The organism is Modestobacter sp. VKM Ac-2983 (assembly GCF_026967885.1).
Classification (GTDB): Bacteria; Actinomycetota; Actinomycetes; order Mycobacteriales; family Geodermatophilaceae; genus Modestobacter.
The window spans coordinates 186,000-210,765 of the sequence record NZ_JAPVBK010000001.1; the positions used below are offsets into that span (position 1 = coordinate 186,000).

A 24,766-nucleotide genomic window follows, 5' to 3' on the forward strand; every position below is an offset into this window, starting at 1 on the left:
CTGCCCCGTGGAGTCGACCATGACCCTTGCCCCGAGCCCGGCGACCGACCTGCCGATCAGTGACGCCGACCCGTTCGGTCACGAGGTCCTCGAGGACCCGCTGCCCCTCCACCGGCAGCTGCGCGAGGCCGGGCCGGTGGTGTACCTGAGCCGCTACGACGTGCACGCGCTGGGCCGGTACGAGCAGGTGCACGCCGCGCTGGTCGACTGGCAGCAGTTCCAGTCCGCCGCCGGGGTCGGGTTGTCGAACTTCCGCACCGAGGAGCCGTGGCGGCCACCCAGCCTGCTGCTCGAGGCCGACCCCCCGCGGCACGACGCCCCTCGCCGGGTGCTCACGACGGTGCTCGGCCCTCGGGCGCTGCGGCGACTGCGCGACCGCTGGGCCGCCGACGCCGAGCAGCTCGTCGACGAGGTCCTGGCCACGGGTACCGAGTTCGACGCCGTCCCCGCCCTGGCGCAGGCGTTCCCGCTCCGGGTGTTCCCCGACGCAGTCGGCCTGGGGCCGGACGGCCGCGAGAACCTGCTCCCCTACGGGGACCACGCGTTCAACGCCTTCGGGCCGGCCAACGACCTGGTGGCCAAGGGGGCGCCCCGGGTCGCGGAGCTGTCGGGCTGGGTGGGCGAGCAGTGCGCACGTGCGGCGCTGCGCGACGACGGGTTCGGCGCGGCCATCTGGGCGGCCGCCGACCGCGGCGAGATCACCCCGCAGCAGGCACCTCTGGTGGTCCGATCCCTGCTCACCGCCGGGGTGGACACGACGGTGCACGCGCTGGCCGCGATCCTCCATGCCTTCGCGACCCATCCCGACCAGTGGGCCCGGCTGGTCGCCGACCCGTCGCTGGCCCGGGTGGCCTTCGATGAGGCGATCCGGTGGGAGTCGCCCGTGCAGACGTTCTTCCGGACGACGACGGCCGACGTGCGCATCGGCGACGTCGTCGTGCCGGAAGGGCGCAAGGTCCTGATGTTCCTGGCCGCCGCCAACCGAGACCCTCGGCGCTGGACCGATCCGGACGCCTTCGACCTGAGCCGTGACCCGTCCGGTCATGTCGGTTTCGGCATGGGTCTGCACCAGTGCGTGGGTCAGCACGTCGCCCGCCTCGAGGCCGAGGCCGTGCTCACCGCGCTGTCCCGTCGGGTGCAGGCGCTCGCTCTCGCCGGCCCACCCCGCCGACACCACAACAACACCCTGCGGGCGTGGCACAGCATCCCGGTCCGGCTGACCGTTCGTTGACACGGGATCCTGCCCCGATCCTTCCATGTGACGGAAGGATCGTAGCCGGAGGTGGGTGAGGTCGGTCACTCTCGTCGGGTCCGAGCATCTGCGAGAGGGAGACGATGACGTCGATCGTGCGCAACCAGTGGTACGTGGCCGCCTACGGCCGCGAGGTCGGCCGCGAGCTGTTCAGCCGCACGATCTGCGGGGAGTCGATCCTCTTCTGGCGGACCGAGGCCGGCGAGGTCACCGCGATGAGCGACCGCTGCGTGCACCGCCGGTTCCCGCTCTCTCAGCAGCCCAGCCACCTGGTCGGCGACACCGTCGTCTGCGGCTACCACGGCTTCACCTACGGCGCCGACGGCGCCTGCGTGGCCGTGCCCGGTCAGACCCGGGTGCCGCGCACCGCCCGGCTGAAGAGCTACCCGGTGGTCGAGCAGGACAGCTTCGTCTGGGTGTTCATCGGCGACTCCGAGAAGGCGGGGAGCACCACGATCCCGCGCGCGCCGTGGCTGGCCCAGGAGGGCTGGACGACGGTCAGCGGCATGGAGCCGCTCGCCGCGCGGGCCAGCCTGCTCGTGGACAACCTGATGGACCTCTCGCACGAGACCTACCTGCACGGCGGGTACATCGGGACGCCGGAGGTGGCGAACACCCCGATCACCACCGAGGTCGACGACGCCGCCGGGGTCGTCTACGTCAGCCGGCACATGGCCGACGCGGAGTGCCCGCCGTTCTACGCGAAGAGCACCGGCATCACCGGCCGGATCACCCGCTGGCAGGACATCGAGTTCACCCCGCCCTGCCTGTACAAGCTGCACAGCCGGATCGCCCCGGTCGGGGTGCTGCCGAACGACGACGGCACCGACCCGGACGCCTTCCACGTCGAGGTCGTCTACGCGATCACCCCGGAGACGGAGTCGACCACGCACGACTTCTGGGCCGTCGCCCGCGACTTCGCCCTGGACGACGAGGGGGTGTCGGAGTTCCTGCGGGAGAGCAACCGCACCGTCGTCCTGCAGGACGTCGTCGCGCTCGACGTGCTGGAGAAGGTGCTCACCGGCGAGCCGGACGGCTACCAGGAGCTCTCCATCAACATCGACACCGGTGGCCTGGCCGCCCGGCGGATCATCGCCCGGCTGGCCGCCGAGGGCGCCGGCGAGCAGGCACCGGCCACCCCGCCGGCCCGCACCCCCGCGGCGGCCACCCGGTGACCGGCGTCCCGACGCCGCGCGACGGGTCGGTCACCGAGCAACAGCCGGAGCTGCCCGCACCGCGCCAGGTGCTCGAGGGGGAGCGGGTGCTGCGGGTGAACTGGCTGCCCGGCTCCGACCGGCTGCGCGGCCTGTGCCACTGCGGCGCGGAGGCCGAGGCGTCGGACCCGGTGGAGATGTGGGAGTGGCTGCTGGCCCACCCCGACCACCCGGCCGGTGGACCGGTCGAGCCCCCGGCGACGGGCCCGCTGCCCGCACCCCCGGCGCACCTGGTGACCGACCCGTTGGTGATCATCCGCCGGGTCCCCGTCCCCGCCTGAAGAAGTCGAAGGACCCCGTCCTCCTCACCCCTCGCAAGCTCGGGGCGAGCCTCGGGACGGGGCCGGGGCGGGATCTGGCGATGCGGGCGTGACCCCACGACGAGGAGAACAGTGCACAGCACGCATGACGAGGTCGACCTGCGGCTGCAGGTGGTCCGGCGGACGACCGGCGCCGAGGGCGTCGTCGTCCTCGAACTGCGCGACCCGACCGGGGCCGACCTGCCGGCCTGGTCGCCCGGCGCGCACATCGACCTGCTGCTGCCCGGCGGGCTGACCCGGCAGTACTCGCTGTGCGGCGACCCGCACGACCGGGCGGTCTGGCAGATCGGGGTGCTCCGGGAGCCCGCCGGCCGGGGTGGCTCGGCGCTGGTGCACGACCAGGTGCAGGAGGGCGCGGAGGTCGACGTCCGGGGGCCGCGGAACCACTTCGAGCTGGTGCCCGCCCCGCGGTACGTGTTCCTCGCCGGCGGCATCGGGATCACCCCGATCCTGCCGATGGCCGCCGCCGCCGAGGAGGCCGGCGCCACCTGGGAGTTCCACTACGGCGGGCGCACCCGGACGTCGATGGCCTTCCTCGAGGCGCTGGAGGCGCTGGAGGCGAAGACCGGGCACGGCCTGCGGGTCACGCTCCACCCGCAGGACGAGGTGGGGCTGATCGACCTCGACCGCATCCTGGGCACCCCGCAGCCGGACACGAAGGTGTACTGCTGCGGCCCCGAGCCGCTGCTGGCCGCGGTGGAGCAGCGCTGCGCCGACTGGCCGCCCGGGGCGCTGCACGTGGAACGATTCGCCCCGAAGGAGCAGGGCGAGCGGGTGCTCAGCGGCGACTTCGACGTCGAGCTGACGCTGTCGGGCGCGACGCTGACCGTCCCGCCGGACAAGTCGATCCTGCAGGTCGTGGAGGAGGCGGGCATCCCGGTCCTCTCCTCGTGCCAGGAGGGGACGTGCGGCACGTGCGAGACCGGAGTGCTGGAGGGGACCGTCGACCACCGCGACTCGCTGCTGACCCCGGAGGAGCAGGCGGCGAACGACACGATGTTCATCTGCGTCTCCCGCGCCGCGTGTCCCAAGCTCGTCCTGGAGCTCTGAGCCCGGCCGAGCCGGCGGCGCGGCGGACGGCGGGCAGCAAGCTGCTCGCCGTCCTCGACGCGTTCACCCGGGACCGGCGCGCGCTGACCCTCTCCGAGATCGCCCGCGCCACCGACGTCCCGCTGTCGACCGCGCACCGGCTGATCGCCGAGCTCTGCAGCTGGGGTGGGCTCGAGCGCGACCCCGACGGCCGGTACCGGGTGGGGCTGCGGCTGTGGGAGCTCGGCGCGCTGGCGCCGCGCGGTCTGGGCCTGCGGGAGGCGGCCCTGCCGTTCATGGAGGACCTCTACGAGGTGACCCACGAGAACGTCCAGCTGGCGGTGCGGGACGGCGTCGAGGTGGTCTTCGTCGAGCGGTTCGCCGCCCGGGACGCGGTCGCGGTCTACACCGAGGTCGGGGGCCGCTTCGCGCTGCCGCCGACCGGCGTCGGGCTGGTGCTGCTCGCGCACGCACCGGCCGAGGTGCAGGAGCAGGTGCTGGCCGCGCCGCTGCGCCGGTACACCGCGCAGACGATCACCGACCCGGTGCAGCTGCGCCGGGTCCTGGCCGAGGTGCGCCGTGCCGGGGTGGCGGTCAGCGACCGGCAGGTGACCGACGACGCCGTCTCGGTGGCCGCTCCGATCTCCGCCCGCGGCGAGGTGGTCGCGGCGCTGTCGATCGTGGTGCGGGGCAGCTCGCCGGCCGCCGTCCGGCCGATGGCGCCCGGCGTCCGGGCCGCTGCCCGGGCGATCAGCCGCACCCTGGCCGGAGGCCCGGCCGAGGGCTGAGGTACGGCGCGCTATCGGACTCCCGGAGTTCTCCCGATGATCTTCTGGGTGTCACCCGTTGGTCTGCACCGGCGACGGAGAGTTCCCGCGACAGATGCAGCACGGACTATGCGGGAGCGCCTCGATGAGCCACGACCACGACCACGATCACCCCCACCACCACGACCACGACCACGGTGCGGTCTCCGGCGTGGAGGGCACCTGGGCCGACCCGCAGGCCGACGACCCGTTGTCGGTGTCGCGTCGCGCCTTCCTGGCCACCACCGCCGTCGTGGCCGGTGCCGCTGCCGGGCTGGGCAGCGCCGTCAGCGGCGTGGGCCAGGGTGTCGCGGCCGCCGCCGGCGCCGGGACGACGGCGAACGCCTGGACCGGGCGCACCCGGTACTACGCCGGCGACCACCACATCCACACCAAGTACTCGCCGGACGCGCAGTACGACGTGGCGACGCAGGTCATCAAGGGCCGGCAGTACGGCCTGGACTGGATGGTCATCACCGACCACGGTGGCGTCGCGCACCAGAAGCTCTCAATCGACAAGATCACCCCGGAGATCGAGAAGGTCCGCCGGCAGTACGCGGGCACGATGGTCTACCAGGGCCTGGAGTGGAACATCCCGGGCGCCGAGCACGCCACGGTCATGCTGCCCCCGGGCAGCGCGACCGTCGACATCCTGAAGGCCTTCGAGGCCGGCTACGACGGCAGCGCGCTGGCGGCCAAGGGCGTGACCGGCAACGTGGAGCCCTACGCCATCGACGCGCTGAAGTACCTGGACAACCAGGTGCGCAACCGGCGCACCGAGGTCGCGCTGATGTTCGCCAACCACCCGAGCCGACAGGGCATCGACAGCCCGCACGAGATCCGCAACTGGCGGGACGCGGCCCCGCAGGTCGCCGTGGGCATGGAGGGCGCGCCCGGGCACCAGGCCGCCGGCATCCCGACGTCGCAGGGTGGCCCCGGCAGCGGCCGCGGCTACTACGACAACGCCGGCACCAACCCCACCCGCTTCCTGGCGTACCCGCCGGAGTCCTACCGCACCTTCGGTGGCTTCGACTGGATGACCGCCACCGTCGGTGGCCTGTGGGACTCGCTGCTGGCCGAGGGCAAGCCCTGGTGGGTCACCGCGACCTCGGACTCGCACCGGGTCTTCCGGGACACCCGCGTCCAGGGGCCGCTGGACTTCAACGCCAACGGCACCAAGGGCGACGCGGTGGACACCGGCCGGCCGATCACCCAGTACGGCGACTTCTGGCCCGGCCAGTACAGCAGCACGCTCGTGGGCTCGGACTCCCGTTCCTACGTCGGGATCATGCAGGGACTGCAGGCCGGCAAGGTCGTGGCCGTGCACGGCCGGATCATCGAGGCCCTCGACGTGCGGGTCCGCTCGGCGAAGGACGGCGACCCGCAGGGCGCCACGCTCGGTGGCCGCACCTGGGTGCGCCGCGGTGGTGACGTCACGGTGACCATCACGGTCAAGGTGGCCGGTGGCGCCAACGCCAACGGCGACGTGCCCAAGCTGGCCAAGGTCGACCTGATCAGTGGCCCGGTCACCGGCGAGGCGAGCGACCGGGACCGGTTCACCGCCCCGGAGACGGCCGTGGCCAAGACCTTCGAGGTCGGGCGCGGCCGGGCGCAGTGGACATTCGAGCACACGTTCACGAACGTGGAGCGGTCCTTCTACGTGCGCCTGCGGGGCAGCGACGGCAACCAGCTGGACGCCAACGGCAACCCGCCCATGGACGTCGTCGGGGACGCCAACCCGTGGGAGGACCTCTGGTTCTACGCCAACCCGGTCTTCGTCGACGCCGTCTGATGACCGCCTCGCTGACGGCGGTCTGGTGGGGCGGGGCGCCGGTGGACGACCAGATCGCCGACGCCCACCTCCTGGCGGCGGTCGACGAGGCCCTGTCCGGCTCGGGAGCCGAGGCGGAGCTGGTCTGCACCCACGTGGACGGCTCCGCCCCGGCGCCCCGGATCGGCGTCTCGGTCCGGCTGACCGAGGAGCCCGCCGACCCGGCGGCGACCCGGTCGGCCCTGGCCCGGGCGCTGGCCGGCCCGGTGGTGGCCGCGGACACCGACGAGGCCGAGATCGTCGGCCCGGCCCGGACGGCGCTGCTCGAGGCCGGTGCCGGGGACGCCGGTCGGGCGATCCGCTTCCCGGGCTCGGCCTCGATCACCGGGCGGATCTCCGTGGCCGACCTGCTCGCCGCCACCGCGATCGACCAGGTCGTCGGGATCGGCGTGGAGCCGGCCGGCACCGACGTCGTGGACACCGGGCCGAACGGGTTCCTGCGGCCGCAGTTCTCCGGCGGCCGGCTGGCCCTGCTGGTCGAGCGAGCGGCCGGGGGCCTGCTCCAGCCGTTCGAGATCGAGAGCCCGCACCAGTGCTGCGAGGGCGGCGGGCACTGAGCACCTCCCTGGGGCAGCGACGACCGTCGCTGCCCCAGGGGGCGTTCAGGCCACCGGGGTGGCGAAGCCGATCTCCTTGTCGGCGACGCACGCCGGGAACGTCTCGAACACCCGGGCCCGCTCGGCGGAGTGGTGGTAGACGTCCTCCACCCGGCGGAACTCGTCCTGGTCGCCGTCGTGTGCGACGGCCCAGGTGAACGTCTGGTGCTCCTCGTCGGCCAGGGCGAACAGCACCCGGAAGCCGTACTGCTCGCGCACCGGCAGCAGGGTCGGGAACCAGGCCAGGAAGTCGGCCATCCGGCCCGGCTCGAGCACGTATCGGCGCAGCTGCACGGTCTCCATGGCGTCATCCTGCCCGCCGCCCGGCACCGCGCGGGTGAGGAGGTCGTCGGCGGACTGCCGGAGCGGCGAGGTCCGGCTCCACGGCAGACTGTCGGTGTGCGCTCCCCGACGGACGGCTGGACGACCTGCGCCCTGGGCCACCGGCACTGGGGGCTGGCCGGCGCGGCCGGCCTGCTGCTGCACCGCCCGGGCGCGGCCGGGATCGAGGTGCTCCTGCAGCTGCGGGTCGAGTGGTCACACCACGGCGGCACCTGGGGCACCCCAGGCGGTGCATTGCACCCGCAGGAGTCCCCTGCCGACGGCGCGCTGCGCGAGGCCGGCGAGGAGCTCGGGCTGCGCCCGGCGGACGTCGTCCTGGGCCTGGAGTCCGTCGACGACCACGGCGGCTGGGTCTACACCACCGTCCTGGCCACGCCCGCCGGTGCCCTCGAGCCCGACGACCTGGCGCTGAACGAGGAGAGCGTGGGCGTCGGCTGGTTCGCGCTGGACGGGTTGCCGGTGCTCCACCCCGGGCTCGCCGCGGCCCTGCCGGTGCTCGTGCGCGCGTTGACCGGCGCCGCCTGACAGGTGTTCCCGCTGGTCCACGGGACGGTGGGCCGGGCGGCGGGCGCTCAGCCCACGGTGACGGTGACGGTGACCAGCCGGTGGTCGCCGAGCGGCAGCTGCCGGACCTCGGGGCGCTGCGGGTCCAGGCCGGCCGGGCCGAGGACGTGGTCGAACTGCACCCGGGGGGCCGGCGCGGGGTAGCTGGGCTCGCGGACCAGCCGCTGCGCACCGAACACCCGCGCCGGCATCGGACCGACGAGGTTCAGGTCACCGGCCAGCAGGACCGGGCCGGGCAGCTGGGCGCACCACCGGCGCAGCCGGGTCAGCTGGCGCAGCGCGGTGTGCGGGGCGAACGAGAGGTGGGTGCAGACGACGGTGCAGTGCTCCAGCTCGGCTGCGATCGCCAGCCGCGGCTCGTCCGGGAACCACCACCGGCGCAGCTGCCCGGTGCGCGGGTCGGTGGCCCGCAGCGGGAGCCTCGCCCGCCCGGCGCCCAGCGCGAGCACCGACCAGCGCTGCACGGGCAGCCGGCTGACCAACGCGATCCCGTAGTGCGGGCCGGCCAACGTCTCCCACGACCCGCGCAGCACCGGTGGGTCGACCGGCGTCCAGCTGCGGAAGGGGTCGGGAGTGCCGGCAACGGCCGCGGCGAACCGCCAGTCGGCGGCCCCCAGCCCGGCGGCCACCTCGGCCGGCTGGTCGACACCGTGCGAGCGCGGCTGGCCGACGTCCACCTCCTGGACGGCGAGGACGTCGGCGTCCACCCCGGCGACCGCGGCCCGCAGCCCGGCGGCGTCGAGCGAGCGGCCGGCGCCGTCCCGGCCGGAGGCGAGGTTCAGCGTCCCGACCCGGAGTTCCATGCCGCCATCAGACCAGCCCGGTGGCGCTTGTGCTCTGCTCACCCGTGGTGAGCAGAGCACAAGGCGCCGGGCGGCACCTGCTCGGCGAGGCGGTGGGAGGGCCGGGCAGCTAGGTTCGGGCCCGTGAGTGCCCGCGCCGACGTCTCCGAGATCTTCGACCCCACCGCCTGGCGCCCGATCGAGGGCTTCGAGCAGTTGACCGACGTCACCTACCACCGCGCCGTCGACGCCGGGGTCGTGCGGATCGCGCTCGACCGGCCCGAGGTGCGCAACGCCTTCCGCCCGCAGACGGTCGACCAGTTGCTCGCCGTCTTCGAGCACGCCCGGCTGGCCACTGACGTCGGCTGCGTGCTGCTGACCGGCAACGGCCCGAGCGAGAAGGACGGCGGCTGGGCGTTCTGCTCCGGCGGCGACCAGCGGGTGCGCGGGAAGTACGGCTACGAGGCCGGGGACGGCGCCAGCGGGCGGCTGCACATCCTGGAGGTGCAGCGGCTCATCCGGTTCATGCCGAAGGTCGTCGTCTGCGTCGTCCCGGGCTGGGCGGCCGGTGGCGGGCACAGCCTGCACGTGGTCGCCGACCTCACCCTGGCCAGCGCCGAGCACGCCCGGTTCAAGCAGACCGACGCCGACGTCGGCAGCTTCGACGGCGGCTTCGGCTCGGCCTACCTGGCCCGCCAGGTCGGGCAGAAGTTCGCCCGGGAGGTCTTCTTCCTCGGCGAGGAGTACTCGGCCGAGGAGGCCAACCGGATGGGCATGGTCAACCGGGTCGTGCCGCACGCCGAGCTGGAGGCCACCGCGCTCGACTGGGGACGCCGGATCGTGGCCAAGAGCCCGACCGCCCAGCGGATGCTCAAGTACTCGTTCAACCTGATCGACGACGGGCTGGTCGGTCAGCAGCTGTTCGCCGGGGAGACCACCCGGCTGGCCTACATGGCCGAGGAGGCCGTGGAGGGCCGGGACTCGTTCCTGGAGAAGCGCCCGGCCGACTTCTCCCGCTTCCCCTGGCACGCCTGAAGGAGGACGAAGATGATCGTCGAGGTGATCGGTGGCGCCGACGAGGTGCCCGAGGTGCGGGTGGCCGACGTCGACGACCTGGCCCGACTGCACCTGGCCGTGGGTGCGCTGACCGACGAGGACGTCGACCGGGCGCTGCGGGACGCGGGCCTGGGCCGGCTGACCGACGGTGACACCGCGCTGCTGGACGTGGCGGCCCTGCGCGCCGCAGCCGGTGCCCGGGCGACCGCCGACGACTGGCCGCAGGGCTTCGACCGGATGGTGGAGCAGGCCGCCGAGAAGGGCTGGACCGCGGACGACGGAGCCAGCCTGCAGGTGCACGTGGAGCCTGCCGCGTCGGCCTGAGGGGGTGTGCCGCCCACTGTGATCTCGATGTACAGCGGCTCGGTTGTTGTGGTCACTCCACTTTTGTGGGCACGATTGCACGGTGACGACCACCGAACGGACTCCGCGACCCGCAGGCGCACGCCCTCCGGGCCGTCCGCTGTCCTCGGAGCTGTCCGACCAACTCGTGGCCGTGGCGGTGGAGATCCTCGCCGACGAGGGCTGGGGGAGGCTCAACAGCGACCGCGTCGCCGCGCGTGCCAGGGCCGGCAAGGCCGGCATCTACCGGCGGTGGCCGACGATGGCCGCGCTGGCGCGGCACGCCCTGAGCACCGCCCCGCTGGTGGAGCTGCCCGCCGACTCCGGGTCGCTGCGCGGCGACCTGTGCGAGCTGCTGGTCCGCTGGACCCGGCCGCTGGACCGGGTGGAGCGCGCGGCGGCGAGCCTGATGGGGGCGGCGCGGCACGACGACGACCTGCGCGCCGGTCTGGAGGAGGCGCTGGTGCGCCCGCTGGCCGGTGTCGTGCGGGAGATCTCGGCGCGGGAGGCCACCCGCGGGCGTGAGCTGTCGCAGCAGCAGGTCGCCCTGCTCGGCTCGATGGTGCAGGCCCTCTGGTGGCAGCGCTACACGGCGTTCGCGCCGGTGGTGATGAGCACCCCGCAGGTCGAGCAGCTGGTCACCGACGTGCTGCTGCCGATCGTCGCGCCCGAGCAGCTGCCGGGGGGCTGAGCTCCCTCAGTCGATCCGCACGTCCAGCTGGCGGGCGAGCCGGCGCACGCCGTCCTCCAGCATGGCCAGCGTGGCGACCGTGGTCGCGTGCTCGGGTCCGTGCGCCTCGCCGGCCTGCGCGCCGAGCACCTGCCGGCGGTGGGCGAGCACCAGCACCCGGCCGGCCACGAGGAACAGACCGGCCGCCAGGCGACTGAGCACGTCGACCGCTGCGCCGTCCGGCTGTCCCGATGCCGAGAGGGCGGTCGCGAGCGCCGTGGCCACCCGCCCGCCGGCCTGTTCGACCAGCGTGCGCTCGCGTTCCTGCAGGCTGGGTGTCCGCGCCAGGGCCTCCAGGTAGTGGCGGCTCTCCGGCCGGGCCTCCTGCTCCAGCAGCTGGTGGAGGTCCCGCTCCAGGTAGCTGCGCAGGGCGGCGAGCGGGCCGGTGCCGTCCGGTCGGGCGGCGACGGCGGCGGCGACCCCCTCCACCCACGGGGTCCGGCCGTCGAAGAACAGTCCTTCCTTGCTCTCGAAGTGGTTGAAGACCGTCTGCACCGCGACGTCGGCGGCGGTGGCGACGTCGGCGATGGTCACCGCGTCGAAGTCTCGCTCGGCGAACAGGCGCTGCGCTGCTGCGCGGATCTCCGCCCGGGTCTGAGCCTTCCGGCGTTCCCGGCGCCCCCCTGCCGCCGTGTCCACGGTGGCCAATCTAGAGCGCGACTCACCGTGCCCGTGCCTGTGTGCGCCGGTCAGTGCGGCGTCCGCGTCGGCTCTGGGTGGTGGCACTGGGTGCCACTCGGCGACGGACCCCTTAGCGTGGGCCCCGTCACGAACGAGGCGGGGAGACGGTCGATGAAGACGCACGGTGCGGTGCTGCGGGGTCCCGGCGACTGGGAGGTCGCGGAGCTGGAGCTGGTCGACCCCGGCCCGGGTCAGGTGCTGGTGGAGATGGCCTACGCGGGCCTGTGCCACTCCGACGAGCACCTGCGGTTCGAGAGCCAGCGCTACCCGATCGTCGGCGGGCACGAGGGCGCCGGCGTCGTCCAGGCCGTCGGGGCCGGCGTCACCAGCGTGCGGCCCGGTGACCACGTGGTCACCTCCTTCCTGCCGGCCTGCGGCCACTGCCGCTGGTGCGCCACCGGCCGGTCGAACCTCTGCGACCTCGGCGCGACCATCGGCACCGGGCAGCTGCCCGGCGGGACGTGGCCGTTCCGGCTGGACGGCGAGGAGCTCGGCGGCTTCTGCATGGTCGGCGCCTTCGCCCAGCACTCGGTGCTCTCGGAGTTCTCCTGCGTCAGGATCGAGCCGCACCTGCCGCTGGACGTCGCGGCGCTGATGGCCTGCAGCGTCCCGACCGGCTGGGGGTCCGCGGTGAACGCCGGGCCGGTGCGCCAGGGGGACGTCGTGGTGGTCGTCGGCACCGGTGGGGTCGGCTGCAACGCGGTGCAGGGTGCGGCGATGGCCGGCGCGGGGGCCGTCGTCGCCGTCGACCCGGTGGCCTTCCGCCGCGAGTTCGCCCAGACCCTGGGGGCCACCCACGCGGTCGCGAGCACCGAGGAGGCGGCGGGCCTGGCCAGGCAGCTGTCCCGCGGCACCGGGGCGGACGTCGTCATCCTGGCCACCGGCACGACCAGCCCGGAGATCACCGGCGGCGCCTACCGCTGCCTGGGCAAGGGGGGCACGCTGGTGCTCACCGGCCTGGCCGACCACACGATGGAGACCACCGTCGCGCTGCCCGGCAACATCACCACCGTCTACGAGCAGCGGGTCCAGGGCGCGCTGTACGGGATGTGCAACGCCTACCGGGACATCCCGCGGCTGCTGCGGCTCTACGAGGACGGCGCGCTCGAGGTCGAGTCGCTGATCACCAAGCGCTACTCGCTCGACGAGGTCAACCAGGGCTACCAGGACCAGCGCGACGGAACCGTCATCCGCGGCGTCCTGGAACACCAGCACTGACCCATCCTGAGCCACCAAAATGGCCATTTTGGTGGCTCAGGGGGTGACCACGCGGGCGGCTGGGCAGGTCAGCGGGCATGGCCGAACCCACCATTGCCGTCATGGACGTCGACGGCACCCTCGTCGACTCGAACTACCACCACGCCCTGGCCTGGTACCGGGCGCTCCGCTCACTGGGGGAGACCTACCCCGTCTGGCGCATCCACCGCCTGATCGGCATGGGCGGTGACCAGCTGGTCGCCGCCCTCGGCGGCGAGGAGGTCGAACGGCGGATCGGCGACGAGGCCCGGGACAGGTGGGTGGAGGAGGTCGACCCGTTCATCGACGAGATCGCCCCGCTGCCCGGCGCCCGCGACCTGCTGGTGGCCATCAAGGAGCGCGGGCACCGGCTGGTGCTGGCCAGCTCGGGGAAGCCGAAGCACGTGGAGGTGTTCCTCGACCTCCTCGACGCCCGAGACCTGGCCGACGCGGTCACCTCCAGCGGGGACGTGGAGTCGTCCAAGCCGGAGCCGGACCTGCTGAAGGTGGCCCGGCGGATGCTGGGGGCCGCCGACGAGACCAGCAGCGTGATGGTCGGCGACTCCGTGTGGGACGTCGTGGCGGCGAAGAACGCCGGGATGCCGGCGATCGTCGTCCGCTCCGGTGGCTTCGGGGACGACGAGCTGCGCGACGCCGGTGCCGTCGGGATCTACGACACCCCCGGCGACCTCGCGGCCGCACTGGACGACACCCCCCTGGCCTAGCTCTTCCGGCCCCGCTGCAGGGGCCCGCCGCGAGTGTGCGAGCGGTGGGGAGCAGCGGGGCCCTTCATCAGCCGACGACGCCGGCCCGGAGCGAGGCGTACTCGTCGACGGCGCACATCGGCGGCCGCTCGTCGACGGCGACGGTGTGGCTCTTCGGCACGAAGCCGCGGCCGTCGTGGGCGAACTGGGTGAGCAGCCCGCCGGGCTCCAGGCGGCGCCGGTCGGGCCGGCCCCGCTCGGCGCGGGACAGCACGGTGGAGACGATCTGGCCGGCCATCGTGCCCAGCGCCTCGTCGGTCTGGTGCGAGTGGGTGCGGGTGCCGAGGTCGACCTGGGCCAGCCCGTTGAGGCCGCAGACCTGCAGCAGGTCGACCAGCAGCCCGACCTCCACGCCGTAGCCGGAGACGAACGGCACCTGCTCCAGGGCCGAGCGCCGGCCGGCGTACTCGCCGCCCAGCGGCTGTACGAACCCGGCCAGCTCGGGCCAGAGCGCGTTCAGCAGCGGCCGGGCGGTGAGCTCGGTGACCCGGCCGCCACCGGCCGGGCGGTGCTCGCCGTCCACGGACAGCGGGCGGGTGTAGCAGCCCTTGACGTACTCGACGCGCGGGTCGGTGAGCAGCGGCACGAGCAGCCCGGGCACGTAGTGGCTGACGTCGCCCAGCAGGTCGGAGTCGATGAAGACGATCAGGTCGCCGGTGGTGGCCGCCAGCGACTTCCACAGCGCCTCGCCCTTGCCCGGGCGGTCGCCCTGCATCGGCAGGACGTCGCCCGCCGCGACGACCTCGGCGCCGGCCGCCCGGGCGACCTCGGCGGTCGCGTCGGTGGAGTGGGAGTCGATGACGAGGAGCTCGTCGATGAGGGGCACGGCCTGGACCCAGCGCTCGACCAGGTCACGGACCAGGACCCCGACGGTGGCCTCTTCGTTCCGCGCCGGCAGGACGACGCTGATCCGGTGCCCGCCGCGGCGCTTGGCCAGCAGCAGGGCGTCGACGTCGATCTCGGCCAGCGAGGTGGCCGACGTGGTGCGGTGCTCGAACCAGGCGCGGGCGTCAGGTCGCATCGGCCCACTGTCGAGCACCACACCCACCTCCGGCACGTCGGCGGGGCGTCGTTCACATGAACTTCACGTTCCCCCTGGATCCCAGCCTGACTGGTGCCCGGGGACCCGGCAACTCACACCGGAGTGGCCGGTCTCACGCGCCGCGCGGCTGCGATCGGTCGTCAGGGCCGGCGGGGTCGGTGCCCAGGGCGGGCAGCGCCACCGGGGCCCCGGGAGCGGTCAGGGCCACCGTGGTGGCCGAGCCGGCGGCGGCCACCGCGGCCGCGAAGTCGCGGGGTGGTTCGACGAGCAGCGCCCGCATCCGGGCCCGCCAGGGGGTGGGCAGCGAGGTCAGGCCGGCGACGGCGAAGGTGCCCCAGTGCACCGGGACGGCGACCCGCGGGCGGAGCAGTGCCACGGCCCGGGCCGCACCCGCCGGGTCCAGGTGACCGGGGCCGAGCGAGGGGCCCCAGCCCCACACCGGCAGCAGGGCGACGTCCACGCCGTCCTCGCCGAGGTCGGCCATCGCGGGGAAGAGGTCGGTGTCGCCGGCGGCGTAGACGGTGACGCCGTCGCCGGAGACCAGGTGCCCGACCGCCGGGGCGTGCGGGCCGTGGGTGAGGTGCGGACCCCAACGGTGGGCGGCGTGGTCGGCGGGGGTGGCGGTGACGGTCAGGCCGCCGTCGGTGAGGCTCTCGCCGACGCCGAGCTCCGCCACGGCGGTGAAGCCGTGCCGGGTGAGCCACCGGCCGGCGCCGCGGGGCACCACGATCGGCGTGCTGCGGCCCAGCCGGCGCAGGGAGGGCAGGTGCAGGTGGTCGTTGTGCAGGTGCGAGACGACCACGAGGTCGACGCCGGCCCAGGCCTCCGGCGCCAGCCGGGGGACCACCCGCCGCAGCGGGCCCAGCCGGTGGGTGAGCAGCGGGTCGGTGAGCACCGTGCGGCCTGCCAGCTCGACCCGGACGGTCGAGTGGCCCAGGAAGCGCAGGGACGGCGCGGTCACCGGGTCAGTGTCGCGTCGAGCACCCGCGCCGGCATCACACCTCGGCGCGTGGTCGCGGCAGTGGCACGGGTGCGGGCAGTGGTGCGACCACCGCAGGACCGGGGTGGCCGAGCAGGTCGGCCACCTCGGCAGCGGTCAGGCCGGTCGGCAGCACCGAGCCGGAGACGGCGACCACGCCCTGCACGCGCAGCTCGTGGAGCAGCTCCCGGGAGGTGATCTCCTTGGCCACGGTGGAGACCTCGAAGTCGCGGGCGCTGCGACCGATCGCGCCCAGCAGCTCCAGCGTCCGGTCGTGGTTGCCGCCGGCCGACAGGTTGCGGACGTCGACCATCACCACCTCCAGGGGCAGGCGGGCGAGCTGCGACCACAGGGTGGAGCCCATGCCGTAGTCGTCCAGCCCGAGCCGGACGCCGGTCCGGTGGACTGCGTGCAGCGCCGGGATGAGCGCGGCCGAGGAGGTCTGCAGGACCTCCTCGGTGACGACGAGGGTGAGCCGGGGAGGTGCCAGGTCGGCCGCGGCCAGCGCCACGGCCACCTCACCGGGCAGCTCGTCGGCGTGCACCAGCCCCGCGGGCAGGTCGACGGTGACGAGCAGCTGGTCGTCGAGGGCGGCCACGTCGGCGCAGGCCCGGGTGAGGAGCCACTGCTGCAGGGCGGCGGTGCAGCCCTGCCGCTCGGCGGCGGCCCACAGCTCGGCGGCGGGCAGCGTGCCGAGCTCGGGGTGCACCCAGACCGGCTGGGCCTGCAGCGCGGCGAGGATGCCGGTGTCGCCGTTGGCGATGGTGTCGAAGCGGAGCTGGACCTCCCCGTCGGCCAGGGCGGCGGCGAGCGAGCTGCTGGCCGCGGCCTGCGCCACCCGGTCCTCGGTGTGCAGCCGCCAGCAGCCCTTGCCGGCCTTCTTGGCGGCGCCGAGGGCGGCGTCGGCCTGGCGGAAGGCGAGCTGACCGCCCCCGGGGTGCACCCGGCAGAGGCCCACACTGGCGCCGACCGTGAAGGTGCGGTTGCCGATCCGGCAGGGGCGGGCGAGCACGTCGACCACCCGCTGGGCGGCTTCGACGGCCGCGTCCTCGGCCCCCGCCAGCAGCACGGCGAACTCGTCGCCGCCGAGGCGGGCGACCAGGTCGTCGGCGCGCAGCAGGCCCTGCAGCCGCCGGGCCACCTCGACCAGCAGCAGGTCGCCGGCCTCGTGGCCGGCGGAGTCGTTGACCGCCTTGAACCCGTCGAGGTCGAGCACCAGCAGGGAGCGCTCGCCGGTGGTCGCCGACGCGGCGGCCATCTCCTGGAACAGCAGCGCGCGGTTCGGCAGCCGGGTGAGGTGGTCGGTGAACGCCATCCGCTCCAGCTCCCGCTCGCGGCGTCGCCGGGTGGTCACGTCCCGCAGGTGGAGCACCCGCCGGCCACTGCCGGGGCGCTCGTGGTGGCTGACCTCCAGTTCCCGTCGCTCACCCTCGGCGCCGTGCAGCCGCAGGTGCACCACGGGGGCGGGGCCGTCGGTCGCGGTGGTCAGCTCCCGGCGGACCCGGGCGCGGTCCTCCTCGTGCAGCAGGTCCAGCAGCGGCGGGTGCGGGTCGGCCGCGGCGGCCATCCCGAGGAGCGTCCGGGCCGCGGGGGAGGTGAACTCGAGGCGGAGGCCGGCGTCGACGATCGCCACGCCGTCCGAGCTGGCCTCCACCAGGCCGCGGAAGTCCTCCTCGCTGCGGAGCAGGTCCTCCTCGATGCGGTCGCTGTCCCGGATCCGCATGAACAGCCGCACCAGCAGCAGGAGGACCACCACGGCGGTGCAGGCGAGCGCGCCGTCGGGGACGCGCAGGTCCAGCAGCAGGGCGGCCACCAGGGTGACCGGCACCCCGACCAGCGCCAGGACGTCGACGACCACGCCCGCGGAGTTCACGGTCGGGGCGGCGCCGGCGGGGGTGGGTCCGGCGGGGACGGCAGCGGCCAGTTGGACGGCGTGCACGCCGGTGAGCAAGGCAGCGGCGATCGCGACGTCGGCCCCCGCGGACCACGGCCCGGTCGGCTGCACCAGGTGCGCGGCCAGCAACGCCGAGGCCAGCCCCAGCAGGGCGGTCATCAGGATCATCGCGGTCGCCGGACGCCGGAGGGCTGCGGCCGACACCGTGCACAGGGCTCCGACGACGCCCACCGTCACCGCCGGGTAGACGCCGTAGGCGACCACGAGCGGCTGCAGGGCGGGGGCGATCGCCCCCGGGGTCAGCGCCGGGGCCAGGACCAGCACGTCGGCGACGACGACGAGGGCGAAGCTCACCATCACCCCGTCGATCACCAGGACCGGCCAGCGGGTGCCGCGGACCCGCCCGCCGATCAGCGCGGAGCTCAGCATCGGGCCCAGCCCGGCGACGAGGACCAGCACGCCCACGCCGAACCGGCCCTGCGCGCCGCCGATCCCCAGCCCGGTCACCAGGCTGGCACCGGCGAAGAGCAGGGAGCTGACGCCCAGCAGCTGCCAGGGCCGCCGGTCGCGGCGGGTCATCCGCCGGGTGAGCCGGGCGCAGCGCCAGGCCGCCCAGGCCCCGACCGCGGTCAGCACCAGGTTGTCCCACTGGGGCAGTGCGCCGGGCGGGCTGGCCGGCACCGTGAGGCCCAGGGCGACCAGGGCGCCGAGCAGCACCAGTGCCAGGTGCGGACGCCGGGCTCCGGTCACGTCGACGGCCCGTCGTCCCCGGCCCGGAGCAGGCCGGGCAGTCCCGCCGCCGAGGTGGGCACGGGCACCCCACCGAGCCCGGGGAGCTGGGTGGTCAGCGCGGACCGGTCCAGGGGACGGGCCAGCAGGTAGCCCTGGATGAACCGGTGGCCCATGTCGCGGAGCAGCTGCAGCTCGGTCGCGGTCTCGACGCCCTCCACCACCACGACCAGGCCCAGGCTGGTGCCCAGGTGCAGCACGGAGCTGCAGAGGGCCCGGCGCTGCGGGTCGGTCTCGACGTCGGCGAGGAACTGCCGGTCCATCTTCAGCACGTCGATCGGCAGGCCGACGAGGTAGGCCAGCGAGGACCAGCCGGTGCCGAAGTCGTCGACGGCGATCCGGACGCCCAGCCGCCGCAGGGCCGCCAGGTCGTCGGTCACGTGCTCGTCGTCCAGCAGCACCGACTCGGTGATCTCCAGGACCAGCCGGGAGGCGGCCAGCCCGCTGGAGTCCAGGGCGTGCAGCACGTCGGCCACCAGCTCGCCGCTGCGCACGTGCCGCGCCGAGACGTTGACCGCCACCCCCAGGTCCGGGTGGGGGAGCGCGGCGACGGTGGCGGTGGCCTCGGCCAGCACCCACCGGCCCAGTTCGGTGATCAGCGCGGACTCCTCGGCCAGCGGCACGAACTCCGCCGGGGACACCTCGCCGTAGGTCGGGTGCCGCCAGCGCAGCAGCGCCTCGACCGATACGGTGCGGTGCAGCGCCAGGTCGACGACCGGCTGGTAGACCAGCCGCAGCTGGCCCTCGGCGAGGGCCCGGTGCAGGTCGGTGCGCAGCGTCTCCTCGCGCTGCTGGGTGATCCGGAGCGCGTCGGAGTGCCGGCGGACCCGGCCGGGGCCGGCGGCGCGGGCGCTGCGCAGCGCCAGGTCGCCCCCGCGCAGCGCCTCCCCGGCGTCCGCGTCGGCGTCCAGGGACGTGACGCCGGCGGCGGCGGTCAGCCGCAGCGTGCCGCTGCCGGTGGCCACCGGCTCGACGGCGGCGACCAGCCGGCCGGCGATGACCTCGGCGTCGGCCACCGTGCCGGAGACCAGGACGGCGAACTCGCTCGCCCCGGAGCGGGCCAGCCAGTCGTCGCCGCGCAGCGCCCGGGCGAACCGGGTGGTCAGCTCACGCAGCACCGGGACGTCATCGCCCGCCGGCAGCCCGTCGACGCCCAGCACGACCAGGGAGGCGCTGCCGGCCGAGGGCGTGCGGAAGGCGGCGGCGAGCCGCTGGGTCAGCGCCGAGCGGTTGGGCAGGCCGGTCGTCGGGTCGCTCGTGCTGAAGGTCGGCAGGGGGTCGGCCGGCTGCCGGGCGCTCGCGCTGACGTCGCGGCAGTAGAGGACCAGGGCGCCCACGTCGGGGTCGCCGCGCAGGTCGCGGACCTGGGACTGGATCAGCAGCCAGCGGCCGTCGAGGTGCCGCACGCGCGCCGTCCGGGTCTTGGTCTCCGAGGGGTCGACCGAGGTGGCGCTCAGGGCGGCGACCAGGCCCGGGGCGTCGTCGGGGTGGACGGCGGCGGCGATCGAGTGACCGACGATGCGCTGCGGGTCCAGGCCGAGCAGCGCGGTGATGGCCGGGGAGACCCACTGCACCCGCAGCTGGTCGTCGAGGATCAGCACCGGGTCGGCGCTGCCGCGCACCAGCGTGCGGAAGTAGGCCTCGCTGCGCTGCAGGTCGCTGGTGAGCCGCTGCTGGGTGCGCCAGGACACCACCTGGTGGGCCAGCAGGGCGCCCAGCCCGAGCGCGCCGAGCGTCGTCCCGAAGATGGTCAGCGTGCCGGTGACCGGGACGCTGAGCAGCAGCAGCAAGCCGCCGGCCAGCGCGGTGGCGTGCGGCAGCAGCGCACCCAGGGTGGAGCCGGCCGCGTTCCCGCGGTCGGCGGTGGGCCGCGGCCGGTCGGCGCGGCAGGCGACCACGAGGAGGGCCATGCCCAGGACGCTCAGGGCGCAGGCCAGGTACTGGACCGGGCCCGGCCCGGAGGCGATCGAGGAGCAGGCGCCGGCCAGGGCGGTGGCGACCTGCGAGGCGAAGAGCAGCCAGCCGACGGGGCGCTGGGCGGCCGGGCAGATCGCGATGAACACCAGGGAGAAGCCGGTGCCGACGGCGATGCTGGACAGCAGGGCGAACAGCGCCACCGTCTGGGACAGGGAGAGGAGCCCCTCCCGGCCGATGGTCAGGTGGTACAGCGTGTGGACGGTCAGCAGGTCGGCGAGCACGAACAGGACGAGCATCGTGGCGACCTGGGCCCGTGCTGCCCGCAGTGAGGCACGGTCGAGCATCCGGAGGATCGCGACGACCACCAGCAGGTGACCGGGGAGGCTGCCCAGGGCGGTCTGCCCCCAGGGCAGCACCGCGCCCGCGGCGAGCGCACCGAGGGCGCTGACACCCACCGAGACGGAGTACCAGCGCCAACCGGCCGGGTGGGCGCTCTGACGCCCGGCGTGGACGAGCAGGACCAGGACACCGGCGACGGCCAGGAAGTTCGCCGTCACGGCGACGGTGACCGAGGTCGGGGCGGGCAGCAGGCCGGCGGAGAGGGTCCCGAGGGCGGCGAGGGCGGCGAGGAACAGTGGCCGGGTCAGCGTGCGGACGGCGGCCGGGCCACCCCGCGTCGGAGCGGCCATGGCCCGCGTGGGTGCGGTGAGGGCTCCGGAGGTCACGGGTCAGTTGTCGGGACCCGGACCTCCGGACTGCAGAGGTGGTGGGGGCCACTCACCCGAAGGGGCGGGGGACCTCCTGCTCAGTGACGCCGGTTCACCAGCGCAGGGGCTGGGTCGCCCGGGAGTCCGCGGTGCGGCAGACCCGGCAGTGACCCCAGGTGACGATCCGCAGCGGGCTGCTGGGCTCGCCGCACTCGGGGCACTCGACCATCGCCTCGGCGCCGGCGGGAGCCCCGCTGAGCTGCTGGGCGCCGCCCGCGTGGACGGCCGGGTCGCCGGCGCAGGGGCAGCCGAGGTCGGCTTCTGGACAGCGTGCGTGGTCGGTTTCGATGGGGCACCTCCTGGTGTCCCCGATCACGCTACTCAGCTGCACCAGCCCCCTGCCCTCGTGCGCCGGGTCGTCCCTCCGGGTCAGGGGTCGGGGAGCCGCGGCAGCGGCCCGGCCGGCGCGACCCGCCGGAGGGCTGAACGCGCGGCAGGCGGATCCTGGTGGCAAGCTCGACGGGGTGAAGACGTGGCTGGATGCATGGCCGGTGTTCCGGCAGCTGACGGGTCCTGATCCGCTGGGGCGCGGCACGGCCGCCCGCAGCAAGGCGACCGAGCAGGTGGTGAGCCGCACGGCCACCGCAGATCGCGTGGTGCAGTCGGTCTGCCCCTACTGCGCGGTGGGCTGCGGCCAGCGGGTGTTCGTCAAGGACGAGCAGGTCGTGCAGATCGAGGGCGACCCCGACTCGCCGATCAGCCGCGGCCGGCTCTGCCCCAAGGGCAGCGCGAGCAAGCAGCTGGTGACCAGCCCGAGCCGGGTGACCACGGTCAAGTACCGCCGTCCGCACGGGACGGAGTGGGAGGACCTGGACCTCGACACGGCGATGGACATGATCGCCGACCGCGTCCTGGACGCCCGCCGCAAGGGCTGGCAGGACGAGGTGGACGGCCACGCCGTCAACCGCACGCTGGGGATAGCGAGCCTCGGAGGGGCGACCCTCGACAACGAGGAGAACTACCTCATGAAGAAGCTCTACAGCGCCATGGGCGCGATCCAGATCGAGAACCAGGCCCGCATATAGCACTCCGCGACGGTCCCCGGTCTGGGGACCTCGTTCGGTCGTGGCGGCGCCACGAACTTCCAGCAGGACCTGGTGAACTCCGATTGCATCGTGATCGAGGGTTCGAACATGGCCGAGTGCCACCCGGTCGGCTTCCAGTGGGTCATGGAGGCCAAGGCGCGGGGCGCGAAGGTCATCCACATCGACCCGCGGTTCACCCGTACCAGCGCGCTCGCCGACCTGCACGTGCCGCTGCGCGCGGGCACCGACATCGCGTTCCTCGGCGGGCTGATCAAGTACGTCCTTGACAACGACCTGGACTTCCGCGAGTACGTCGTCGCCTACACGAACGCGGCGGCGATCCTGCGTGAGGACTTCCAGGACACCGAGGACCTCGACGGCCTGTTCTCCGGCTTCGACCCCGAGACCGGGCAGTACGACGAGACCACCTGGCAGTACGAGGGCGTGAACGTGCCCTCCTCGGCCGGCCAGCGCTCGCCGAGCCAGCCGGGCGGGTCGGCCTTCCGCCAGGACGAGGACGATCGGCCCGACGACGCCGCGGACGACGGCACCGACGACGAGAGCGAGGGCGTCAAGGAGGCCGACCAGCAGCAGGGTGCGCAGGGCTCGGCCGACATCCACGGCAAGCCCCAGCGGGACGAGACGCTGCAGCACCCGCGGTGTGTCTTCCAGGTGCTCAAGCGGCACTACGCCCGGTACACCCCGGAGATGGTCGCGGACATCTGCGGCATCGCGCCCGAGGTGTTCCTCAAGGTCGCCGAGTGGGTCACCGCCAACAGCAACCGCGAGCGGACGACGGCGTGGGTGTACTCGGTGGGCTGGACGCACCACACCGTGGGCGTGCAGTACATCCGGACGGCGTCCGTGCTGCAGGCGCTGCTGGGCAACATGGGCCGCCCGGGCGGCGGGATCCTGGCGCTGCGCGGACACGCGAGCATCCAGGGCTCCACCGACATCCCGACGCTGTTCAACATCCTGCCCGGCTACATCCCGATGCCCCACGCCCAGCAGCACACCGACCTGGACAGCTTCTGCGCCTCCAGCGACGACCGGGTGGGCTTCTGGGGCAACATGCGGTCCTACTCGGTGAGCCTGCTCAAGTCCTGGTGGGGCGACGCGGCGCAGCCGGAGAACGACTTCGCCTTCAGCTACCTGCCCCGGCTCACCGGTGACCACGGCACCTACACCACGGTCGCGGACATGATCCAGGGCAACGTCCCCGGTTACTTCCTCGTCGGGGAGAACCCGGCGGTGGGCAGCGCCAACGGGCGGATGCAGCGCTTCGGCCTGGCCAACCTCGAGTGGCTGGTCGTCCGCGACCTGCAGATGATCGAGTCGGCCACGTTCTGGAAGACGGCCCCGGAGATCGAGACCGGCGAGCTGGTCACCGAGGACATCGCCACCGAGGTCTTCTTCATGCCCGCGGCCACGCACGTGGAGAAGGAGGGCACCTTCACCCAGACGCAGCGGCTGCTGCAGTGGCGGCACAAGGCGGTCGAGCCGCCGGCCGACTGCCGCAGCGACCTGTGGTTCTACTTCCACCTGGGCCGCAGGCTGCGGGAGAAGCTGGCCGGGTCCACCGACCCGCGCGACCGCCCGCTGCTGGACCTCACTTGGGACTACCCGACGCACGGGGAGACCGAGGAGCCCAGTGCGGACGCCGTGCTCCGGGAGATCAACGGCTACGACGCCGACGGCGAGATGCTCTCGACCTACCTGGACATGAAGGACGACGGGTCGACCAGCGGTGGCTGCTGGATCTACACCGGCGTCTACGCCGACGGGGTCAACCAGGCGGCCCGGCGCAAGCCCGGCCGGGAGCAGGACTGGGTGGCCGCCGAGTGGGGCTGGGCCTGGCCGTCGAACCGGCGCACGCTGTACAACCGCGCCTCGGCCGACCCGGACGGCAAGCCGTGGAGCGAGCGCAAGGCCTACGTCTGGTGGGACGAGGAGGCAGGGGAAGACGGAGCCGGCCGCTGGGTCGGTCATGACGTCCCCGACTTCGAGGCGACCAAGCGGCCGGACTACGTGCCGCCGGAGGGCGCGACCGCGCAGGCCGGCCTGGGCGGTGCCGACCCGTTCGTCATGCAGGCCGACGGCAAGGCCTGGCTCTACGTGCCGGCGGGGCTGGCCGACGGCCCGATGCCGGCGCACTACGAGCCGGCCGAGTCGCCGGTGGAGAACGCCCTGTACGGCCAGCAGGCCAACCCGGGCCGGGAGGAGATCCAGGCTGCGTACAACCGGGGCAACCCGCCGCGCAGCACCGTGTACCCCTACGCGATGACCACCTACCGGCTCACCGAGCACCACACCGCCGGCGGGATGAGCCGCACGCTGCCCTACCTGTCGGAGCTCCAGCCGGAGTTCTTCGTCGAGGTCAGCCCGCAGCTGGCGCAGGAGCGCAACCTGGAGCACGGCGGCTGGGCGACGTTGATCAGCGCCCGGACGGCGATCGAGGCCCGGGTCCTGGTCACCGAGCGGATCCGGCCGATGAAGCTCAAGGGCGGCCAGGTCGTCGAGCAGATCGGCATCCCGTACCACTGGGGTGAGCAGGGGCTGTCCACCGGCGACTCCGGCAACGACCTGTTCGGTGTCGTGATGGACCCCAACGTGCACATCCAGGAGACGAAGGTCGCCACCTGCGACATCCAGCCCGGGCGGCGTCCGCGCGGCAAGGCGCTGGTGCAGTACGTAGAGGACTACCGGATCCGGGCGGGTGTGCAGTCGGGGCTGGTCCCCAGCGGCGGCCGGGCACCGATCGAGGAGGGGACGAGCTGATGGAGCGCGACCCGATGGAGGAGGAGCGCT

The 24,766-nt window shown here is 74.0% G+C and carries 19 protein-coding genes and 2 pseudogenes; 14 read left to right on the top strand and 7 right to left on the bottom strand.

Translation table 11 applies throughout. The annotated features are described in order from the left end of the window. Positions 1–19: 19 nt before the first annotated feature. From O2W18_RS00865 to O2W18_RS00895, 7 genes and pseudogenes are all read left to right on the top strand, one after another. A complete protein-coding gene (locus tag O2W18_RS00865; protein WP_269185697.1) occupies positions 20–1,231 on the top strand; it encodes a cytochrome P450 in 1,212 nt (403 codons plus the stop codon). 104 nt (positions 1,232–1,335) lie between these two features. Beyond that, positions 1,336–2,427 (top strand): aromatic ring-hydroxylating dioxygenase subunit alpha, encoded by a 1,092-nt coding sequence (locus tag O2W18_RS00870; protein ID WP_269185698.1) that lies wholly within the window; start codon positions 1,336–1,338, stop codon positions 2,425–2,427. After that, complete coding sequence (locus O2W18_RS00875; RefSeq protein WP_269185699.1) at positions 2,424–2,747, top strand: hypothetical protein; 324 nt, start codon at positions 2,424–2,426, stop codon at positions 2,745–2,747. Before O2W18_RS00870 ends, O2W18_RS00875 begins: the two co-directional genes overlap by 4 nt. A gap of 84 nt (positions 2,748–2,831) precedes the next feature. Further along, positions 2,832–3,836: pseudogene (locus O2W18_RS00880) on the top strand (PDR/VanB family oxidoreductase); the annotation flags it as partial. Then, a complete protein-coding gene (locus O2W18_RS00885) occupies positions 3,809–4,603 on the top strand; it encodes an IclR family transcriptional regulator (RefSeq protein WP_269185701.1) in 795 nt (264 codons plus the stop codon). The pseudogene O2W18_RS00880 and the gene O2W18_RS00885, both read left to right, overlap by 28 nt. Positions 4,604–4,727: 124 nt before the next feature. Next, positions 4,728–6,413 carry a PHP domain-containing protein gene (locus O2W18_RS00890; protein WP_269185702.1) on the top strand — a complete coding sequence of 562 codons (1,686 nt, stop codon included), beginning with the start codon at positions 4,728–4,730 and terminating at the stop codon, positions 6,411–6,413. After that, on the top strand, positions 6,413–7,009 hold the full coding sequence (locus O2W18_RS00895; RefSeq protein WP_269185703.1) for a hypothetical protein: 597 nt from the start codon (positions 6,413–6,415) through the stop codon (positions 7,007–7,009). The genes O2W18_RS00890 and O2W18_RS00895 overlap by 1 nt, the downstream gene beginning before the upstream one ends. Before the next feature lie 45 nt (positions 7,010–7,054). Here the strand turns inward: O2W18_RS00895 and O2W18_RS00900 are convergent, their stop codons facing one another. Continuing rightward, entirely contained in the window at positions 7,055–7,351 is a 297-nt protein-coding gene (locus tag O2W18_RS00900; RefSeq protein ID WP_269185704.1) for a hypothetical protein, read from the bottom strand. 96 nt (positions 7,352–7,447) lie between these two features. On the opposite strand from O2W18_RS00900, the gene O2W18_RS00905 reads away from it, so the two are divergent. After that, entirely contained in the window at positions 7,448–7,915 is a 468-nt protein-coding gene (locus tag O2W18_RS00905) for an NUDIX domain-containing protein (RefSeq protein WP_269185705.1), read from the top strand. Between the two features lie 47 nt (positions 7,916–7,962). On the opposite strand, the gene O2W18_RS00910 is transcribed toward O2W18_RS00905, so the two are convergent. Further along, positions 7,963–8,757, bottom strand: coding sequence for an endonuclease/exonuclease/phosphatase family protein (locus O2W18_RS00910; RefSeq protein ID WP_269185706.1), 795 nt, complete (start codon positions 8,755–8,757; stop codon positions 7,963–7,965). A gap of 123 nt (positions 8,758–8,880) precedes the next feature. On the opposite strand from O2W18_RS00910, the gene O2W18_RS00915 reads away from it, so the two are divergent. The 3 genes from O2W18_RS00915 to O2W18_RS00925 all read left to right on the top strand — a co-directional run bounded on the left by O2W18_RS00915 (position 8,881) and on the right by O2W18_RS00925 (position 10,825). Further along, positions 8,881–9,771 (top strand): 1,4-dihydroxy-2-naphthoyl-CoA synthase, encoded by an 891-nt coding sequence (locus tag O2W18_RS00915; protein WP_269185707.1) that lies wholly within the window; start codon positions 8,881–8,883, stop codon positions 9,769–9,771. Positions 9,772–9,783: 12 nt separating this feature from the next. Continuing rightward, positions 9,784–10,116, top strand: coding sequence for a hypothetical protein (locus O2W18_RS00920; protein WP_269185708.1), 333 nt, complete (start codon positions 9,784–9,786; stop codon positions 10,114–10,116). Between the two features lie 172 nt (positions 10,117–10,288). Then, positions 10,289–10,825, top strand: coding sequence for a TetR-like C-terminal domain-containing protein (locus O2W18_RS00925; protein WP_269185709.1), 537 nt, complete (start codon positions 10,289–10,291; stop codon positions 10,823–10,825). A 6-nt stretch (positions 10,826–10,831) separates the two neighbouring features. Here O2W18_RS00925 and O2W18_RS00930 read toward each other — a convergent pair whose 3' ends face one another. After that, positions 10,832–11,503 (bottom strand): TetR/AcrR family transcriptional regulator, encoded by a 672-nt coding sequence (locus tag O2W18_RS00930; RefSeq protein WP_269185710.1) that lies wholly within the window; start codon positions 11,501–11,503, stop codon positions 10,832–10,834. 153 nt (positions 11,504–11,656) lie between these two features. Between O2W18_RS00930 and O2W18_RS00935 the strand changes: the two genes are divergently transcribed. Continuing rightward, on the top strand, positions 11,657–12,763 hold the full coding sequence (locus tag O2W18_RS00935; protein WP_269185711.1) for an NDMA-dependent alcohol dehydrogenase: 1,107 nt from the start codon (positions 11,657–11,659) through the stop codon (positions 12,761–12,763). Positions 12,764–12,840: 77 nt separating this feature from the next. Beyond that, positions 12,841–13,506, top strand: coding sequence for an HAD family hydrolase (locus O2W18_RS00940; RefSeq protein ID WP_269185712.1), 666 nt, complete (start codon positions 12,841–12,843; stop codon positions 13,504–13,506). A gap of 67 nt (positions 13,507–13,573) precedes the next feature. Here the strand turns inward: O2W18_RS00940 and O2W18_RS00945 are convergent, their stop codons facing one another. From O2W18_RS00945 to O2W18_RS00960, 4 genes are all read right to left on the bottom strand, one after another. Then, positions 13,574–14,566 carry a glucosyl-3-phosphoglycerate synthase gene (locus O2W18_RS00945; RefSeq protein ID WP_269185713.1) on the bottom strand — a complete coding sequence of 331 codons (993 nt, stop codon included), beginning with the start codon at positions 14,564–14,566 and terminating at the stop codon, positions 13,574–13,576. Positions 14,567–14,699: 133 nt separating this feature from the next. Further along, the gene (locus O2W18_RS00950; protein WP_269185714.1) at positions 14,700–15,548 is read right to left on the bottom strand and encodes an MBL fold metallo-hydrolase; all 849 of its coding nucleotides are present in this window, start codon (positions 15,546–15,548) and stop codon (positions 14,700–14,702) included. A gap of 34 nt (positions 15,549–15,582) precedes the next feature. Further along, a complete protein-coding gene (locus O2W18_RS00955) occupies positions 15,583–18,210 on the bottom strand; it encodes a diguanylate cyclase domain-containing protein (RefSeq protein ID WP_269185715.1) in 2,628 nt (875 codons plus the stop codon). Further along, a complete protein-coding gene (locus O2W18_RS00960) occupies positions 18,207–20,855 on the bottom strand; it encodes a putative bifunctional diguanylate cyclase/phosphodiesterase (RefSeq protein ID WP_269185716.1) in 2,649 nt (882 codons plus the stop codon). Before O2W18_RS00960 ends, O2W18_RS00955 begins: the two co-directional genes overlap by 4 nt. A 542-nt stretch (positions 20,856–21,397) precedes the next feature. On the opposite strand from O2W18_RS00960, the pseudogene fdh reads away from it, so the two are divergent. After that, positions 21,398–24,736: pseudogene (gene fdh, locus O2W18_RS00965) on the top strand (formate dehydrogenase). Positions 24,737–24,766: the final 30 nt, after the last annotated feature.

What these genes read in the sequence shown, in the direction of transcription:
- O2W18_RS00865 (WP_269185697.1), top strand. Translation starts at nt 20, where the DNA reads ATGACCCTTGCCCCGAGCCCGGCGACCGACCTGCCGATCAGTGACGCC.
- O2W18_RS00870 (WP_269185698.1), top strand. Translation starts at nt 1,336, where the DNA reads ATGACGTCGATCGTGCGCAACCAGTGGTACGTGGCCGCCTACGGCCGC.
- O2W18_RS00890 (WP_269185702.1), top strand. Translation starts at nt 4,728, where the DNA reads ATGAGCCACGACCACGACCACGATCACCCCCACCACCACGACCACGAC.
- O2W18_RS00895 (WP_269185703.1), top strand. Translation starts at nt 6,413, where the DNA reads ATGACCGCCTCGCTGACGGCGGTCTGGTGGGGCGGGGCGCCGGTGGAC.
- O2W18_RS00900 (WP_269185704.1), bottom strand. Translation starts at nt 7,351, where the DNA reads ATGGAGACCGTGCAGCTGCGCCGATACGTGCTCGAGCCGGGCCGGATG.
- O2W18_RS00910 (WP_269185706.1), bottom strand. Translation starts at nt 8,757, where the DNA reads ATGGAACTCCGGGTCGGGACGCTGAACCTCGCCTCCGGCCGGGACGGC.
- O2W18_RS00920 (WP_269185708.1), top strand. Translation starts at nt 9,784, where the DNA reads ATGATCGTCGAGGTGATCGGTGGCGCCGACGAGGTGCCCGAGGTGCGG.
- O2W18_RS00935 (WP_269185711.1), top strand. Translation starts at nt 11,657, where the DNA reads ATGAAGACGCACGGTGCGGTGCTGCGGGGTCCCGGCGACTGGGAGGTC.
- O2W18_RS00940 (WP_269185712.1), top strand. Translation starts at nt 12,841, where the DNA reads ATGGCCGAACCCACCATTGCCGTCATGGACGTCGACGGCACCCTCGTC.
- O2W18_RS00945 (WP_269185713.1), bottom strand. Translation starts at nt 14,566, where the DNA reads ATGCGACCTGACGCCCGCGCCTGGTTCGAGCACCGCACCACGTCGGCC.
- O2W18_RS00960 (WP_269185716.1), bottom strand. Translation starts at nt 20,855, where the DNA reads ATGGCCGCTCCGACGCGGGGTGGCCCGGCCGCCGTCCGCACGCTGACC.